Source organism: Priestia sp. SB1 (assembly GCF_038898415.1).
Genome location: NZ_JBBJSS010000009.1, coordinates 222,627 through 238,615, shown reverse-complemented (window position 1 = coordinate 238,615; position 15,989 = coordinate 222,627). Strand labels below are relative to the sequence as shown.

17 protein-coding genes are annotated in these 15,989 nt (G+C 37.8%); 4 read left to right on the top strand and 13 right to left on the bottom strand.

What is annotated here, in order from left to right:
* Nucleotides 1–97 precede the first annotated feature (97 nt).
* The 4 genes from WKH56_RS28990 to WKH56_RS28975 form a co-directional block, all read right to left on the bottom strand.
* Complete coding sequence (locus WKH56_RS28990; RefSeq protein WP_155017217.1) at nucleotides 98–256, bottom strand: hypothetical protein; 159 nt, start codon at nucleotides 254–256, stop codon at nucleotides 98–100.
* A 30-nt stretch (nucleotides 257–286) separates the two neighbouring features.
* Nucleotides 287–1,162 carry a peptidylprolyl isomerase gene (locus WKH56_RS28985; RefSeq protein WP_048021256.1) on the bottom strand — a complete coding sequence of 292 codons (876 nt, stop codon included), beginning with the start codon at nucleotides 1,160–1,162 and terminating at the stop codon, nucleotides 287–289.
* Nucleotides 1,163–1,187: 25 nt separating this feature from the next.
* Nucleotides 1,188–2,189: an acyltransferase family protein gene (locus WKH56_RS28980; protein WP_048021257.1), complete on the bottom strand. Its 1,002-nt coding sequence runs from the start codon at nucleotides 2,187–2,189 to the stop codon at nucleotides 1,188–1,190.
* Nucleotides 2,190–2,487: 298 nt separating this feature from the next.
* Nucleotides 2,488–3,900: an amino acid permease gene (locus WKH56_RS28975; protein ID WP_034269273.1), complete on the bottom strand. Its 1,413-nt coding sequence runs from the start codon at nucleotides 3,898–3,900 to the stop codon at nucleotides 2,488–2,490.
* A gap of 364 nt (nucleotides 3,901–4,264) precedes the next feature.
* Between WKH56_RS28975 and WKH56_RS28970 the strand changes: the two genes are divergently transcribed.
* The gene (locus WKH56_RS28970; protein ID WP_048021259.1) at nucleotides 4,265–4,918 is read left to right on the top strand and encodes a GntR family transcriptional regulator; all 654 of its coding nucleotides are present in this window, start codon (nucleotides 4,265–4,267) and stop codon (nucleotides 4,916–4,918) included.
* A 179-nt stretch (nucleotides 4,919–5,097) separates the two neighbouring features.
* Here WKH56_RS28970 and nhaC read toward each other — a convergent pair whose 3' ends face one another.
* Nucleotides 5,098–6,504 carry a Na+/H+ antiporter NhaC gene (nhaC, locus tag WKH56_RS28965; RefSeq protein ID WP_028413606.1) on the bottom strand — a complete coding sequence of 469 codons (1,407 nt, stop codon included), beginning with the start codon at nucleotides 6,502–6,504 and terminating at the stop codon, nucleotides 5,098–5,100.
* 323 nt (nucleotides 6,505–6,827) lie between these two features.
* On the opposite strand from nhaC, the gene msrA reads away from it, so the two are divergent.
* Nucleotides 6,828–7,733 (top strand): peptide-methionine (S)-S-oxide reductase MsrA, encoded by a 906-nt coding sequence (gene msrA / locus WKH56_RS28960; protein ID WP_033578792.1) that lies wholly within the window; start codon nucleotides 6,828–6,830, stop codon nucleotides 7,731–7,733.
* Between the two features lie 3 nt (nucleotides 7,734–7,736).
* Here the strand turns inward: msrA and WKH56_RS28955 are convergent, their stop codons facing one another.
* Together WKH56_RS28955 and WKH56_RS28950 are read right to left on the bottom strand one after the other, a co-directional pair.
* Nucleotides 7,737–8,432 (bottom strand): YqjF family protein, encoded by a 696-nt coding sequence (locus WKH56_RS28955; protein ID WP_221833449.1) that lies wholly within the window; start codon nucleotides 8,430–8,432, stop codon nucleotides 7,737–7,739.
* Between the two features lie 19 nt (nucleotides 8,433–8,451).
* The gene (locus WKH56_RS28950; RefSeq protein ID WP_342837161.1) at nucleotides 8,452–9,405 is read right to left on the bottom strand and encodes an NAD(P)/FAD-dependent oxidoreductase; all 954 of its coding nucleotides are present in this window, start codon (nucleotides 9,403–9,405) and stop codon (nucleotides 8,452–8,454) included.
* 199 nt (nucleotides 9,406–9,604) lie between these two features.
* Here WKH56_RS28950 and WKH56_RS28945 point away from each other — a divergent pair, with 199 nt between their 5' ends.
* Entirely contained in the window at nucleotides 9,605–9,937 is a 333-nt protein-coding gene (locus WKH56_RS28945) for a hypothetical protein (RefSeq protein WP_033578790.1), read from the top strand.
* 35 nt (nucleotides 9,938–9,972) lie between these two features.
* Here WKH56_RS28945 and motB read toward each other — a convergent pair whose 3' ends face one another.
* The 3 genes from motB to WKH56_RS28930 form a co-directional block, all read right to left on the bottom strand.
* Entirely contained in the window at nucleotides 9,973–10,806 is an 834-nt protein-coding gene (motB, locus tag WKH56_RS28940) for a flagellar motor protein MotB (RefSeq protein WP_025752068.1), read from the bottom strand.
* On the bottom strand, nucleotides 10,799–11,593 hold the full coding sequence (motA, locus tag WKH56_RS28935; protein WP_033578789.1) for a flagellar motor stator protein MotA: 795 nt from the start codon (nucleotides 11,591–11,593) through the stop codon (nucleotides 10,799–10,801). The genes motB and motA overlap by 8 nt, the downstream gene beginning before the upstream one ends.
* 129 nt (nucleotides 11,594–11,722) lie before the next feature.
* Entirely contained in the window at nucleotides 11,723–11,866 is a 144-nt protein-coding gene (locus tag WKH56_RS28930; protein WP_014460421.1) for a hypothetical protein, read from the bottom strand.
* 140 nt (nucleotides 11,867–12,006) lie between these two features.
* Here WKH56_RS28930 and WKH56_RS28925 point away from each other — a divergent pair, with 140 nt between their 5' ends.
* Nucleotides 12,007–12,285, top strand: a complete 279-nt coding sequence (locus WKH56_RS28925; RefSeq protein ID WP_014460422.1) for a hypothetical protein — start codon at nucleotides 12,007–12,009, stop codon at nucleotides 12,283–12,285.
* A gap of 13 nt (nucleotides 12,286–12,298) precedes the next feature.
* On the opposite strand, the gene WKH56_RS28920 is transcribed toward WKH56_RS28925, so the two are convergent.
* From WKH56_RS28920 to WKH56_RS28910, 3 genes are all read right to left on the bottom strand, one after another.
* Complete coding sequence (locus WKH56_RS28920) at nucleotides 12,299–12,958, bottom strand: serine/threonine-protein kinase (RefSeq protein WP_028413611.1); 660 nt, start codon at nucleotides 12,956–12,958, stop codon at nucleotides 12,299–12,301.
* 119 nt (nucleotides 12,959–13,077) lie between these two features.
* Complete coding sequence (locus WKH56_RS28915; RefSeq protein WP_080968672.1) at nucleotides 13,078–14,364, bottom strand: cytochrome P450; 1,287 nt, start codon at nucleotides 14,362–14,364, stop codon at nucleotides 13,078–13,080.
* Nucleotides 14,365–14,471: 107 nt separating this feature from the next.
* A complete protein-coding gene (locus tag WKH56_RS28910) occupies nucleotides 14,472–15,965 on the bottom strand; it encodes an aldehyde dehydrogenase family protein (protein WP_013082880.1) in 1,494 nt (497 codons plus the stop codon).
* Between the last annotated feature and the right edge of the window lie 24 nt (nucleotides 15,966–15,989).

The following is a 15,989-nucleotide window of genomic DNA, read 5'->3' as shown; positions in this document are numbered from 1 at the left end:
CAAGCTGCCTCTACTGATCTCTTTTCATTTTAATTTTCCCTACCTGTATTAAGAACGAGAGCAAACTGCTGTTCAGCCGTTCGCGTCTTTTGTACTTTTATGAATGACTAACGATTTGATTTGAATATGAAGGATTTGATCCATTAACAGTTTCTGTGACCTTTACAACACGCCGGCATATTTCAGCTCGTACACCTCTGTGCTTCAATTGTTCGACGATTTTTTCTAATTTGCTATAAGACGCTGTTTGTTTCATATCCATCCCCTCATTTCGTTAAGGTATTATTTATGAATCAAGTTTGTTTGTAATATCATACTTTTTCTTTAGCTTTTGTAACCATGTTGGATACTCTGTTTGGTATTTTTGATCAAGCAGCGTTTGCTTGATTTTTGCTTTGCTGTTTTCATATGTTGCTTTTTGCGCTTCTTTTTTGCCTGTTACTTTAATAATATGGTAACCGTATTCTGTTTTAACAGGATCACTTACTTCATTTACCTTCATTGAAAATGCTTTGTTGGCAAAAGCTTCGACCATATCGCCTTTTTTGAAGTATCCAAGGTTTCCGCCATCTGATTTAGAAGCTGTATCCGTTGAATATTCTTTTGCTAGCTTTGCAAAATCTTCTCCTTTATCAAGCTTTTCCTTTACTTCTTTTGCTGTTTTTTCGTCTGCTACTAAGATATGACTAGCTTTTACCTGTGCTTCTGTAGCTAGTGAATCTTTATTTTGATTAAAGTACGATTTCATTTCACTATCTTTAATATTAATAGTCGACTCGACCATTTTTTTTGCTTCAATATTCGTCTTTAAATCTTTTTTCAGCTCTGACAATTTTACACCGCTAGATGCTAATGCTTGATTTAGTGCATCTTCTCCACCGTACTGACTTTTAAGGTTTTCTAATTCAGCATTAATTTCTTTATCGGTTACTTTAATATTTTGTTTAGCTGCTTCTTTTGAAATGACTTTTTGTTCGATTAGTGAATCAAGGACGCTTGATCCTCCTTGAGCAAGAAGAGCATCATACAGCTGATCTTTTGTGATTTTTTCATCACCAACGGTAGCAACTACCTTTGATTTATTCATTGCTACGGCACCAATAGCTACTGCAGCAATAATGACAACGGCTGCGATAATCATAATTATTTTGTTTTTAGACATCATTAAACTCCTTTTCCATTTCTCATTACTTACCTAAACTTAAACTTTTGCGCGTTGGTAACGGTTTAAGCTCAATTAAAGGCCTTGCAATCGTAGATACGTATTTACTCGACAACAGCCACGCCACTCCACAAGCTCCAATCAAAAGAATGCTGTATCCTTGTACACTTTCTATCCATTCTCCAAAAGAAGATAAGCGAATATATTTAATCAGAAATCCATGTAGCAAATACACATAAAAGGTTTGAGCACCTCGAGATGTAAAAGACATCGTCTGTATAGGGATCAAAGCTAAAAAGGAAACCGTCATCGCTAAGCTGATGCTATAAAATAGTGTACGAATGATCATTCCCTCTACTTGATTTACACCTAAGGAGGCATAAGATTTTGAACCAAATAGCCACTCTTTCTCAAAATCCGGTGCTACGTACTGGATCCACAGAGCAATAATGAGCAATGTGCCTCCAGCTATTTTCTTACAAGAAACAGACGTCAACTTTTTAAAATGTTCTTTTTTCATATAAAACCCTGCTAAGAAGAAGGGGAAGAATACAAATGTTCTAGAAAGACTTAACGTTGTTTCTAGCGGTTCACATAAGCCAATCATAATTCCTAAAACTGCCGCGACGGCTAAAGGATATTTGATCTTTGTAAAAATGAACAGCATCGCATTCCAACAAAATAAACTTAGTAAAAACCACAGTGACCAAGCTGGCTGAAATACTGAAACTTCAAATGACGATTCATCATACAGTTTATAATCATATACCGCATAGATAAGTTGAAAGATAATATAAGGAAGTAATACTTTCTTCGCCATCTTCCACATATATCCTTTCTTTCGGTATCCCTTTGCAAAATATCCGCTTATTAAAATAAACGCTGGCATATGAAAAGTATAAATAAATATGTAGAGTGTTCGTAACCACTGTTCATCATTAATGAAGGGAGTTAACAAATGGCCAAACACTACCAGTACAATTAAGATAAATTTCACGTTATCAAAATACGCATCCCGCTTAGCCATTTGACTTCCTCCTTTCTTTTACGTTCTATGGATTTGTACGACGTGCTGCTGCGAATATCTTTTCTTTACATCCCCTACTATACATAGTGAAAATGAAAAAACAGTGAAAACTTTTCTTTTTTCTATTTTTAAATAAGGCGCCGCTAAATAAGTTTGACAAATGGCGCCTCTTTCTCTACTATATAGATACGCACCCTATCCAATTCAATTTCGCTTGTTGCGGGACACTTAACCAGTACGGATGGATAGGGTGTTTTTGTATTGCAAAAAAAAGCAGAAGACCTAGGTCTTCTGCTTTTTATTTTGCTATAGGCTGACTGTCATCTTTTCCGTTTTCTTTTTTACTTTTTAAATAATAAAACAGATAACAAAAAAGGACAAACGGGATACCGCAGTATAATGCGATACGCTGACTCTTATCAAAAGCAAGTCCTACACAAGCAGCAAAGCATAAAACGAATGCTAAGATAGGAACGAGAGGATATAAAGGAGCTTTGTAAACAAGCTTTGATACATCATTTCCTTCTTTAATATAGCGTCTTCTGAACATAAAATGAGAAGCTGCAATAGCCATCCATACAGCTACCACCGCAAATCCAGAAATAGAAACTAATACTAAGTAAACAGTAGTTGGTGCAACCACGCTTGACAGCAAGGACAGACAAGCCACTCCCATGCTGATAAGCAACGAATTAAATGGAACTCCTTTAGACGTTACTTTCCCTAACCAGCTGCTAACCATTTTTTGATCGGATAATGACCAGAGCATTCTCGAGCATGCATATAAGCCTGCATTAGCGTTTGATAGTAAAGCTGTTAAAATAACCAAGTTCATAATATCTGCTGCATAAGGAATACCTATTTGATCAAACACCGTCACAAAAGGACTTTCTAACACTCCTGCTTGTTTCCATGAGATCAACCCAGATAGTACAAACATGGCGCCAATAAAGAAGAAGAATGTACGCCAAATGATATTTTTAATGGCTCGAGGTATGTTCTTTTCTGGATCTTCTGTTTCTCCCGCCGTAATACCAATTAATTCTGTTCCTGAAAAAGCAAAACTCACGGAAACCATCGTAATTAATACAGGCATAAGTCCATTTGGAAATAAACCGCCCTCTCCTGTAAAATGAGAAAGCATCGGCGCTTTTTCATGACCGCTAAGGGGAATGAATCCAAACATCGCTGCTGCGCCTAAAATAATAAATACAATAATCGTTAATACTTTAATACTTGAAAACCAAAATTCTGTTTCGCCGAAAAAACGTACAGATGTTGCATTTAAACCAAATAATAAAAGAGCAAACAGCGCGCTCCATATCCAAACCGAAACGTCAGGAAACCATCTTTGCATAAGCAGCCCAGACGCTGTAAACTCCGAACCGACAGATACTACCCAAGTCAGCCAGTAGAGCCAGCCCACCGCAAAACCAGTTCCCGGCCCTATAAACTTTGTAGCGTATACTTGAAATGATCCTGACACAGGCATTGCTACGCTTAGTTCCCCTAGACATATCATGACTAAATACATAATTAATCCACCGATTAAATAAGCAAGGAGCGTTCCCCCAGGACCTGCTGCATTAATTGTATAGCCAGAATTAAGAAACAACCCCGTACCGATAACACCGCCAAGGGAAATCATAAATAAATGACGGCTTTTCATTTTTCTTTGTAACTGATTCATAGATGTTGTATTCTCACCCATTATGTACCTCCTTTTTTATAGTAAACCCATCCAAAAACTTGGTTTTTTTACATATTCTCTATAGTCTCTTCTCTTCAGGAATAGGCTCTATTTCTTCGATATGTACGAATTTTGTATATTGTATACAATATACACTTCTTAAATCTTTTTACGATTATATCATTTTTCAGATTTTTTACAACAATGAATAGTAAAAAATATTTCAATAATTCTATTTTTTTATATTCTAACTAAGATTAAATGAAGTGATATGATATGATTATTTTTACACCTGTACGTTCTTTCTTGCTATTTTTATACTCTTTCATCACCATGACATGAAGAGAAAGAACGGCTGATGCGATATTTATTTTAGGGGGAAACAATGAACAAGGGGCCTATGATTTATCATTCATTAAAAGATCATGTATATAACTACATAGCAAGTCAAATTCAAGAAGGTACACTGCTGCCTAACGACAAAATAAATGAAGCCAGTATTTGTTCTCAGCTGAATGTCAGCCGAACGCCTGTAAGAGAAGCGCTTATTAAATTAGCTTCAGACAACCTATTAGAATACAGACCGCGCAGAGGGTTTACTGTAAAGGAAATTGATACACAAAAAAAACTAGAAGTATTTGAAATCGTCGGTGCTTTAGATGGTCTGGCAGCTGCCTTGTCCATTGATCACTTAACTGAAGAAGATTTTACGAAGATGGATGAGCTTATTAAAAAAATCGATGTTTCGATTGAATCAGAAAATTATCAGGATTATCAAAAATATCAAACGTATTTTCATCGAGTATATTTGAACCGATGCGATAATGTGACCTTAAAAGAACAGCTTATGTCTTTACAAGACGGATTCATCAGACAAACGTACTTTAGCGATGACACCAAAGAGCTATACGCCATTTTACGCGTAATGAATGAACATCACCGCCATATTCTAAAACTTCTGCAGCAGAAAAAAAAGGCCGATGTTCAGCTTTACCTTCAAAATGTTCACTGGAAAATCGAATACCCAGAAATGATTTGATCAAAAAAAACTCGAGACATAACTAAATCAATTCGATCAACAGCTAGAAGAAACGAAATACATGAAACCTACGTTTATCATACCAATGAAAAAATCCGAACGAAGTGGATTCTTCATTAAGAATCTCAATTCATCGTTCGGATTTTTCTTCAACTAAAACTCTTTTGTCCCAGCCTCTTTTATTTTGCTATAGCAGAACGCTGTTTTTCTTCTTTTACGTACCAAATGAATTTCCCTGTATATCCGTAAACAATCGCCAAAATAATAGAGACAAAACTGAGCCACATAAACGGCAGATAAGCGAATGTAGAGATCCCAAGCGTTGTAGCTAGAAATACACCGTTATCCGTCCACGGAACCATTCCAGAAGTTAAGGTTCCCCCTACTTCTGAGTTACGGGCAAGCACTAGACGCTGTATTCTTAACTTATCGTAACTTTTCTCCATAATTTTCGGTGTTAAAATTAATGAAACATACATCGCACAACCAAATATATTTCCTAATAATCCAACGAAAATAGTAGAAGCCGTAACGTTTCCTGAATTGACAAGAATTTTTTCAAATTTAGATAGCAGGACTTCTAAGACGCCGAGCTCATCTAATAACCCGCCAAATCCTAGTCCAAAAATAATGACAATAATAGAACCGACCATGCTTAAAATTCCGCCACGATTTAATAGCTCACTTAAAAATGTGTTGTCGGTATTAATTTTAAATCCTTCATAAGCCGTATTAAATGCGCTCGCCACATCCATATGTTGAAAGACAACTGCCCATATAATTCCTAATAATGAACCAACCGCAATTGCTGGAAGAGAAGGTTTCTTTAATGCTAAAAGGACAATGACAGCCAAAGCCGGAATCAGCATCCACCCGCTGATGTGAAATGTATCCAACAGCGAAGATTTTAATTCTTCTACCCGTCCAGCATCAAAATCTTTTCCCCCATACATAAACCCTGTTACCGTAAATAATACTGCCGTAATGAGATAAGCAGGAATATCCAATACTAACATTGCTTTTACGTGATCGATAACGTTCACTCGGGCCATTGACGCAGATAAAATGGTACTATCAGAAAGAGGAGAAAGCTTGTCTCCAAAATAAGCTCCTGAAATCACGGCTCCAGCTACTAAAGGAAGCGGCATACCTAAGCCTTGTCCGATTCCCATCATCGCGATTCCGGCTGTACCAACCGTTCCCCAAGATGTTCCTGTTGAAATCGAGGTAATAGAGCAAATGATAAGTGTAGCAAGTAAAAAGAATGTTGGATTAATAAACTCTAATCCAAAATAAATGAGAGAAGGAACAACTCCTCCGGCAATCCATGTTCCAATTAACGTACCGACGGCTAATAAAATTAAAATAGCTTCTAAGCCGTTTGATATTCCTCTTGTAATGGCCCCTTGCAGCTGATTATACGTATATCCAAGTCGTACTCCTAGCGCCATAACAATAAACCATGAAATAAATAAAGCGAGCTGAATAGGTAAATCAAAAACAGTTGCAAACGAAATAACAACAGCTAAAAATAAAGCAAGCACAATCATTATTTCCCACATAGATGGTAAACGGGTTGTGTTCAAACTAGCTCCTCCTAAACTGGTATGTAGATTCTGGAATGTGGTATCGTTTAAGAGCAAAACGTCCTTATTTTTTAATTGTTCCTCTTACTGCTCCAACGTATGTATTTCTATGAGTACTTAAACAATAAACTGCATCTTTTTAAGAACATAAAATAAGGATACTCGCGTAAACAATAAGCCATCTTTCTTTTATCCAGTGGTCATAATACCATAAGAGTGTGCTTTCTTACAAGACTCGTTATAAAGCGCTTTCTGTTTGTTTATACATTTTAATATATAAATATATTTTCATTTATTTTATTCAACGAAAAGAGGAAAGTAACATGAAAGAATATGCAACGTTTGCAGGAGGATGCTTTTGGTGCATGGTCGCTCCTTTTGATCAGCTTACAGGAATCATTAGTATCCGCTCGGGCTACGCTAGAGATGAACAAATCGCTTCTGAAGCTAAACAGGAAAGCGAGTACGTAGAGGCCGTGCAAATTGTATGGGATCCTTCTCAAATTACGTTTGAAGAGCTGCTTAACCTGTATTGGCAGCAAATTGACCCTACGGATTCCGCCGGACAGTTTTCAGACCGCGGACCATCGTATCGAGCCATTATTTTTTATCATAACGAAAAGCAAAAAGAAGTGGCTCTCGATTCTAAAAGAAAGCTCGCCCAAAGCGGACGTTTTAAGAACCCTATCGTCACACCTATTTTACCTTTTTCTTCTTTTTACGAAGCAGAAGAACAGCAGCAGGATTATTATCGAAAAAATGCATTTCACTATAAATTATACAAAGAAGGCTCGGGGCGAACTGATTTTCTGACGCAGCATTGGCCCAAGGACCGCTCTTACCTTAAAAAGTTCCTAACGCCTATGCAATATTTTGTTACGCAGGAAAACGGAACCGAACCCCCTTTTACAAATTTATATTGGAATAACAAAAAAAAAGGAATTTACGTTGACCTTCTAACTGGAGAAGCACTGTTCAAAACGTCAGATCAGCTTCCTTCTCATACAGGCTGGCCCATTTTTAAGCGTCCTATCTTATACGGAAACATAAAAAAAGTGCCGGCTCAGCATTCAACAGCGCTAAAAAGCAAAGAAGGAGATAACTATCTTGGTTTACTTTTAACAGAAGAAAACAGCGAATACTATCAAGTAAATTCTGCGGCTCTTCGCTTTATTCCAAAAGAGAAGCTTAAAGAAGAAGGCTATGAAGATTTTTTAATTTTGTTTTGATGCCTATACTTTCTTAAACGGGTAAAAATAAGCAGTTACTTTCTTTGCGTAGTGTACAGTTAAATTATGATAGTCCGCCGGACGCAAAAAAGGCTGAGTGATAGAATCATCTCTTATTTCACACTCTCCTTTTTGCAGCTCCCAAGGATCATGATAAAGGTCTCCTCTGTAGACATTTCCTTGATGAGTGGTAAATAAGCAATAGCGCTCTGTAAGCCAATGAGCTAATTCTCCTTTTTTACTGCGATAGGACGGAGAAGTACCTCTATATGTAAGCTTTACTCGCTCTTTTTTTGAGTCTCTGTGCGTTCGAACTGACTGAAAAGAAATATAGTTCTGAGTTTTGTTGAATGTCATAGCAGCGTGGTAATAAGGCAAGTGAAAAAACTGACGAGCAATCCATACTCCTAGTGGATTGCTTGCGTCTAAACTAAAAAAATAAACGCCTTTTTCCCCTTTATATGTAACATAGGTACGCACATTTAGCTCATATAGCCGTGAAAAGATGGGCACGGCAGGCGTTCCTTTGAATCGAATGTCTGTCATCGTAAAAGGCACAAGCGCAATCCACGCTTGACCATTATAGGTGTCAGGCTCTAACTGACTCGGCAATAAAGAAGCCAAAAATGCCGGATCTACAGGCCAATGAATAAACAGTAAATCTTTCCACGTTTGTTTCATTATCCAATTATTTTTCACTTCTTGGTCCCTCCTTTTTCTAGATGTTCTTTTCCATTAATTCAGCGGCTGCCGATTTGCCTGACAAATATGCGCTCTCTAACCGTGAGTGATTCGTCTCGTCTTCCCTTCTTAAAAAAGCATCTCCTGCCACCAGTAGCGACGGCATAATTTTAGCAAAGGGCTGATGAAGAACTTGTTCAACCTCTGCATAGCGCCATTTCTTTATCTGGATGCTTTTAATATGATTTGCACCTATCCATTCTTTTATTTCATTTTTTATCATCGGCAGCAACTCACGTTCATGTTCATCAACATGTTTTTCTGACCAGTCTTTATTCATATATATGCTAAGAACGGGCGTCTTTGATATTCCTTTTTGCTCATGATTAATGATTCTTTGGATTGTGCCAGATGGATTCGTGAGTTGACCATGATCACCAAACAGCGTCTCTGTGTAAAGCTCCACGATAGCAACCAAGCAAGGACTGAATTTCAGTGTTTTAAGAATAGATTGGTCCACCTGTAACCTGCTGTTATTAAGCATCTCAATAACCTGAGGAGACGGAGGTGTAAGAATGATATCAGTCGCTTCAAAAATCTCATTTTCTTCTGTATATAACTGATACCTTCCGTTTTGAAAATCAATAGCTTGAACTTTTCGATTTACATATACGCGTAGATTTTCAGCTAAATATTTAGCTAGCGCATTCATGCCATTCGGACTTTGATACCGAGGGTGATGGTCACCAAACCACTTCTTAACCTTTCTATCACCTATCCATTTATTTACGTCTTGTTGAAATTCATCGGATCTCACTGTAAAAAATTGAGCTCCGTGATCTGCTTTTCCATCCCCTACTCGTCGGGTAGCCATTCGTCCCCCTACACTTTTTCCCTTATCAAGAAGAAAGACCTCTATTCCCTCTTTTCGCAATTCAGCCGCTGCTTTAAGGCCCGTCATTCCAGCACCTACTATGCCTACTCGTCTCATTTTTTCCTCCTTATTTAACGCATTTATTTACAGTATAAAAAAAGCGGAATGATTGAGCTAATTTAAACTGTCTTTTTCATTTACCTTTGCTCCTGCTTGTCTCAAAAAAATAGTCTACGATTCCTTTCATCTGAGTATACTTGTCGTATACAAATATATCTTTACCTGCTAGCACGTCTATAAATAGGAGGACTGTCACATGATGCTCTATGATATTAAGCATAAAGTATATTACGAAGTATTTAATACAGCTCGCCCTAAAATGAAGGACGCTCACCAAGGACGAAGCTGGGGATATGTTTATAAAAATCTCAATGGACAACCTACCAAGTTTTGGATTGACTTTACGCACGGACGTTTTATGTACTTTCAAGTTGAAGGCAAGTGGTATCGCGTGCAATATTTGCAGTCCAATGATAAGAAAAAAACAGCAGATGTCTTTAAAGGCGCTCTCATTGATTTGATTTTAGATGGAATGGACCTCAAGTTAGTACGAGGAAACTTTGAAAAGAGAAGACTCTTAGCTTTATAACACATAGAAAAACAGCCGTAAAAGCAGGACTGCTTTTACGGCTGTTTAATTGTACGAGGAGTAATCAATATTTCAACCCTTCTATTTTTCGCTTGCCCCTCTGCTGTATTGTTAGATGTCACTGGTTTGAACTCTCCAAATCCTTTTGCACTGAACATGCTTGGATTAAGCTTATCGTTTTTTAAGATAACTTTCATAAAGTTAACTGCTCTCATCACGCTTAACTCCCAGTTGGATTCAAAACCAGCGTTGCGAATAGGTACGTTATCGGTGTGGCCGCTAATAATAATATTACGAGGAGGATCAATCACCAAAAGCTCTGAAATATCATTTGCGATTTTTGTATCTTCACTCCGCACTTGTGCTCTTCCCGAATCAAACAATACATTGTCTCGAATGGAAATTAAGAGACCTTCCTCGGTTAGCGAAGTCTGTAATTGATTTGTTAAGTTTTTCTTTTGAATATACGCATTAATTTTAGATTGAATTTGCTGAAGCTCTTCTTGATCAGCTTCTCGAATGGTTTGCTCCTTTTGTTCGCTCGTTAACGATTGTGAAGAAGCAGGAGACTGATTAGGAGCTGTCTCTACTTCATTTGTTTTTTCCGTACTTTTAGCTGCAGGAGTATTTGAAGGCTGAACCGCTTCTTCAGATTCCTGCAGAGATTGAAATTCCATCACGCCCGTTCCTCCAACGAACGCTTCATTAAATGCGCGGGAAAGGTTCTTAAATTTTTGCGCATCCACTGAGCTCATTGCAAACAATACAATGAATAAAGCAAGTAAAAGTGTAAGCAAATCTGAGTAAGGAAGTAGCCAGCTTTCGTCAACATGGTCCTCTTCATGCTTTCGTTTTCTGCGTCTACTCATTTGTGCCCACTTCGCTTTCTTGAAGAAGCTTTTTACGTTCCGCTGTTGGCAAATAGGAAGCCAGCTTTTGCTCAATTACTTTCGGTGTTTCTCCTTCTAGAAGTGAAAGCACTCCTTCGATCATCATATACTTTACCTTTACTTCATGTTTCGATTTACGCTTTAGTTTATTTGCAAACGGATGCCATAGTACATACCCAGTAAAAATACCAAGAAGCGTAGCAACAAACGCCGCGCTGATCGCATGTCCTAGCGTATCTGTATCTTCCATGTTCCCAAGCGCAGCAATTAACCCTATAACAGCTCCAAGTACACCGAGAGTTGGAGCATATGTACCTGCTAAAGCGAAAATACTTGCACCCGTTTGATGTCTTTCTTCCATCGCATCAATTTCTTCAGACAACACGTCTCGTATATAATCCGCACTTTGACCATCAATAGCTAAATTCAAACCATTTTTTAAGAAAGGGTCATCTACATCAATAATTTGGGCTTCAAGTGATAGTAACCCTTCTTTTCGAACAACTTGTCCCCATTCAGAAAACATGGATACTAAATCAACGGGCTGCAGCATTTTTTGTTCTTTAAACAGGACACCAAACAGTTTTGGGACTCTTTTGATTTCATTTGAAGGAAATGCAATCACTACTGCTCCGACGGTTCCGACAATAATAATTAAAATAGCAGCCGGATTTCCTAACACAGATGGATTAACCCCTTTGAAAAACATGCCTACAATAAGAGAGGCTATTCCTAAAATCAGTCCAATAAAAGATGTTTTATCCATATGTAATTCTCCTATCCTTAACTTCCTGTTCTTTCTTTTTGTGTATTTTATCCTCATCTTTTATTTCGACTATTTCATAGAATTTTTAAGCTTTTTATGAATCATATTTACAATTACATCTTTTCTCTATTATAAAAACACTTTTTTCAACTTTTCATACAGAATATCTGAAGGTCCAGCTATAATCGCTACAATTTGATTTTCCACATAAATAGCAGCCGTCATCTTATTATCAATATCAGCTAAAATTGCAAACCCGACGTTAATATTCAACTTTACTCACCTCTGTAACGTTGTTGTTTATTCAACATATAAAAAGAGCAGTCTTACCATTTATTTTTCCGTGTTTTATTGACATTTGTAAATTTTATATTAAGATTATGTAAATGAGTTGACAAAATGGAGGTGATATTATGCTACTAGAAAAATACTGTAAAGACACTGATTTAATGATTATCCAGTTTACAATCGAACTAACAAAAGATATTCACGCTAAAATCTCCGCACGTACTTTATTTTATGAAGAACAGGTGATACGTTATGCTGAAAAAAGAATACGTTCTTTCTTACACCCTCTTTCCCTTAAACATACGCTAAAATTTGTCTATCAATCTGAAATACTACAAACCATTCTATTCAAATTAAAACCAACTTTTGAGCAGCAGCATGTATTGCGCTGTATTTCATCTTAAAAAGGAGTTTCCTTTAGCGGAAACTCCTTTTTGATTTGATTCTACGATATAGACGATATGCTTTTCTGATCACGTTTAACAACGGGTATGGCAAGCGGATATGGTACTTATCAATAAACGGATAAAAGGTGTAATAAGCTTTTACAAGGTCTGTCCATTTTTTATCAATACCTTCCTTATAAAAGTCAGAAATATCCACCACATACCCTCTTCCATCTTTCATCATGACATTTTTACCATGCACATCATACGGGTTTAACCCCTGGCTTCTTGCATAGTCCAAAGCTTTGTTCACATCTTTTATGACTTGTTCGGGAATCTTTATTCCCCGCTGTACAGCATCATACAAAGTAACACCTGTAAGTCTTTTTAAAATCAAGTACGTCTTTCCCTCATGAAAAAGTTGAGAATAAGCTGGGTGAACGCCCAGCTTTCTATACACTTGCGCTTCTTTTTTTACACCATAAACGTCTCTTCCGTATACTTTTACGACAAATTCAGGATAATTCTCGTGCGTAAACACACCGGCATAGTTTCCTTTACCAATAAGTACCCACTCTTTTGTTTTGTTCGTAACTTCAACTGGATCATAGTCACTTTCACTTTGAATCTTAACTTGCGTTAGTAATGATGTTTCAACTAGCGACACTAACTGTTTAATTGTTTTATCCATAGTCCCCTCTAAAAATCCTTCAGTAATCTCTATCAAATATTATCCTATGATAAATCTCAATGCAGGATGTGTCAATAAATTGACAGCCTGATATAAAGAGGGAAAGGATTCCCGTTCATTCAAGACTGCGTGTGAACTTTGTGAACATTCACATCCAGTTCTTCTTTCATATTCAGCATAACGCCCGCCATCGGAGCAATAGGCTCGGGCTTAGTCAGTTGAAATAAAAAGCGCTTTGTCATTTCTGACAGAAAAATAGTTACTATTTCAGTGATATAGTCCATGCCTCTTTCCGCTTGATGCTCAATCCCAAGCGGCATATACATATAGCTTGGGACATCAATGGATCCTCCTTTTTCAAAACGGTCAGGTAAAAATTCACTTGGCTCTAAAAAATAATCTTCATGGCGATGCATCATATAAGGGCTAATTAACATAATCTCCCCTTTTTTAATGCTGTAACCATCTATTTGTATATCTTCACGTGCTTGACGCCCAAATAGCCAAAGAGGCGGATACAGCCTCATGCTTTCAGCAATTATTTTGCGCATATAGGTCAAATTTTTGGTTGAAAGCGATTCACCGCTAGCATAGGCTTGAATTTCTTTATGCAGCTGAAGGTGCTCCCTAATATTTTGAGACAGTAAATGAATAGACCAGCTGCATACGTGCGTAATCATTTCATACATCGAAAGGAATATAGAATTTAGCTGTTCGTATATTTCTCTTTCATGGATGTCTTCCCCGTGAGAATTTAATACACACTGCAGTAAGTCATTTCCTTCGGTTTTGTTTTGAACACGCATTTGAACGCGTTCAAAAAGGAGTTGTTCTAGCTGCTCATCTGAGTCAGGCTGGTGCAAGGGTAGACGAATATAAATTTTGCCTAACTTTTCTTTTTTTCTCATAAGTGCTTGAACATAGTGAATTTTGTCTTTATCCTCAATCGAAATGCCAAATACAAGTTGAAGGAGTACAGCTACGACTATCTGTCTTATGTCTTTTACTATCGTTCGAAGCTGCCCTTCTTCCCACGTTTCCGTATGCTTTTCAATTATTTTTGCGATTGCTTCCTTATTATAAGTTAGATGTTGTTTTAGTTGTGAGGGTTGAATGGGGCTCATGTATAATGCTTCATCTGTCCATAACATTTCTTCGCCTAGCAGCGTTTTAAACATGTGCGTTAGTTTAATTTTTTGAAACGCCTTGCTGTTTGTAATGACTACATCTTTAATAAGTTGAGGGTCTCTCGTTACATAAAAGCGTTTGTGCGCAACTCTAAATGTTGCAATTTCTCCATACTGAGTCAAGTTTTCCAAAAAACCCAGGGGGTTCTCTCTAAACTTTTGCAGGTGACCGGTAAGCTTATACGACGAGGGGCCCTGTATAACCGGCAATGTTATCACTCCTTTTCTAAAAATGCGGGACTTAAACAAATAAAAGAGTAGTCCACTAAAGACTACTCTTTTTCACACAAAGATATGCTATTGATTTTCACAAAAAATCTTACTTATTATTCCATATTGATCCATACGCTTTTCACTTCAGTGTAATTATCAAGCGCATAGCTTCCCATTTCACGACCAATTCCCGACTGCTTATAACCTCCAAACGGGCTTGCTGCATCAAATACGTTGTAACAGTTCACCCAAACTGTACCCGCTTTAATACCATGAGCAATATAGTGTGCTTTCTTTAAATCCTGTGTCCAAACGCCTGCTGCTAGACCATATGCTGTATCATTTGCTTTGGCAATCAAATCATCAAGATCGTCAAACGGCATAGCAGCTACAACCGGACCAAAGATTTCTTCACGAGCAATCGTCATCGAATGATCGACATCTGCAAAGATAGTCGGTTCTACGAAATAGCCTTGATCAAACGGTATGTTTCCTCCTGCGAGTACTTCCGCTCCTTCTTCAATTCCTTTATCAATATAGGTTTTCACTCGTTTTTGCTGCTGCGCAGATACAAGCGGCCCCATTGTTGTCTCATCTGCTAATCCATTTCCTTGTTTAATAGATTTCGTTTGAGAAACTAAATCAGCTACGACATTATCATATAAGCTTTTTTGGACATACAGACGACTTCCAGCACAACATACTTGTCCCTGGTTAAACATAATACCTGAAAGCGCACCAGGAACAGCTTTTGTTAAGTCTGCATCCGGGAGGATAATGTTTGGTGATTTTCCTCCAAGCTCTAACGTCACACGCTTTAAAGAGTCGCTAGCTTGTTTCATAATTGCTTTTCCGACAGCAGTAGATCCTGTAAAAGCAATTTTATCGACAAGATCATGATGAACGAGCGGTTCACCTGCTGTTTTCCCGTAGCCTGGCACAATGTTTAGCACGCCTTTTGGGAATCCTGCTTCATCGGCTAGTCGAGCTAAGTAAAGTGCAGAAAGAGGCGTTTGCTCGGCTGGCTTGAGCACAATTGTACATCCAGTTGCCAAAGCGGCTCCGAGCTTCCAAGCGGCCATTAAAAGCGGGAAGTTCCACGGAATAATTTGGCCAACAACTCCTACTGGTTCATATCTCGTATAGTTAAAATACGCTCCTTGCACAGGAATAGTTTGTCCAACCATTTTAGTTGACCACCCTGCAAAGTAGCGGAAATGTTCGATGGCTAATGGAATGTCTGCATTTGATGTTTCACGAATTGGTTTTCCGTTATCAAGCGTTTCAAGCTGCGCAAGTTCCAATTGATGTGTTTCCATTAAATCAGCTAATTTATAAATAAGTCGACTTCTTTCAGCTGCTGACATCTTTGTCCAAGGTCCATGATCAAAGGCTTCTCTAGCCGCTCTGACGGCGCGATCAATATCCTCTGGATTTGCTTCAGCTACATCTGCCAATTTTTCACCCGTTGCTGGATTTACTGTTTCAAACGTTTTTCCTGAAACAGAGTCTACCCATTCGCCATTAATGTATAGCTGTTTAACTCCTTTTAAAAACTCCACTACTTTCGGACTCATTTCAACTTTTTTCGCTCCAAGATTTTGCATCAAATACATACCTCCCCACGAATT

Coding starts and splice junctions, on each gene's coding strand:
- WKH56_RS28910 (WP_013082880.1), bottom strand. CDS start 15,965: ATGCAAAATCTTGGAGCGAAAAAAGTTGAAATGAGTCCGAAAGTAGTG.
- WKH56_RS28925 (WP_014460422.1), top strand. CDS start 12,007: ATGCTACTAGAAAAATACTGTAAAGACACTGATTTAATGATTATCCAG.
- WKH56_RS28920 (WP_028413611.1), bottom strand. CDS start 12,958: ATGGATAAAACAATTAAACAGTTAGTGTCGCTAGTTGAAACATCATTA.
- WKH56_RS28945 (WP_033578790.1), top strand. CDS start 9,605: ATGATGCTCTATGATATTAAGCATAAAGTATATTACGAAGTATTTAAT.
- WKH56_RS28950 (WP_342837161.1), bottom strand. CDS start 9,405: ATGAGACGAGTAGGCATAGTAGGTGCTGGAATGACGGGCCTTAAAGCA.
- WKH56_RS28990 (WP_155017217.1), bottom strand. CDS start 256: ATGAAACAAACAGCGTCTTATAGCAAATTAGAAAAAATCGTCGAACAA.
- WKH56_RS28975 (WP_034269273.1), bottom strand. CDS start 3,900: ATGGGTGAGAATACAACATCTATGAATCAGTTACAAAGAAAAATGAAA.
- WKH56_RS28985 (WP_048021256.1), bottom strand. CDS start 1,162: ATGTCTAAAAACAAAATAATTATGATTATCGCAGCCGTTGTCATTATT.
- motB (WP_025752068.1), bottom strand. CDS start 10,806: ATGAGTAGACGCAGAAAACGAAAGCATGAAGAGGACCATGTTGACGAA.
- WKH56_RS28970 (WP_048021259.1), top strand. CDS start 4,265: ATGAACAAGGGGCCTATGATTTATCATTCATTAAAAGATCATGTATAT.
- msrA (WP_033578792.1), top strand. CDS start 6,828: ATGAAAGAATATGCAACGTTTGCAGGAGGATGCTTTTGGTGCATGGTC.
- motA (WP_033578789.1), bottom strand. CDS start 11,593: ATGGATAAAACATCTTTTATTGGACTGATTTTAGGAATAGCCTCTCTT.
- WKH56_RS28980 (WP_048021257.1), bottom strand. CDS start 2,189: ATGGCTAAGCGGGATGCGTATTTTGATAACGTGAAATTTATCTTAATT.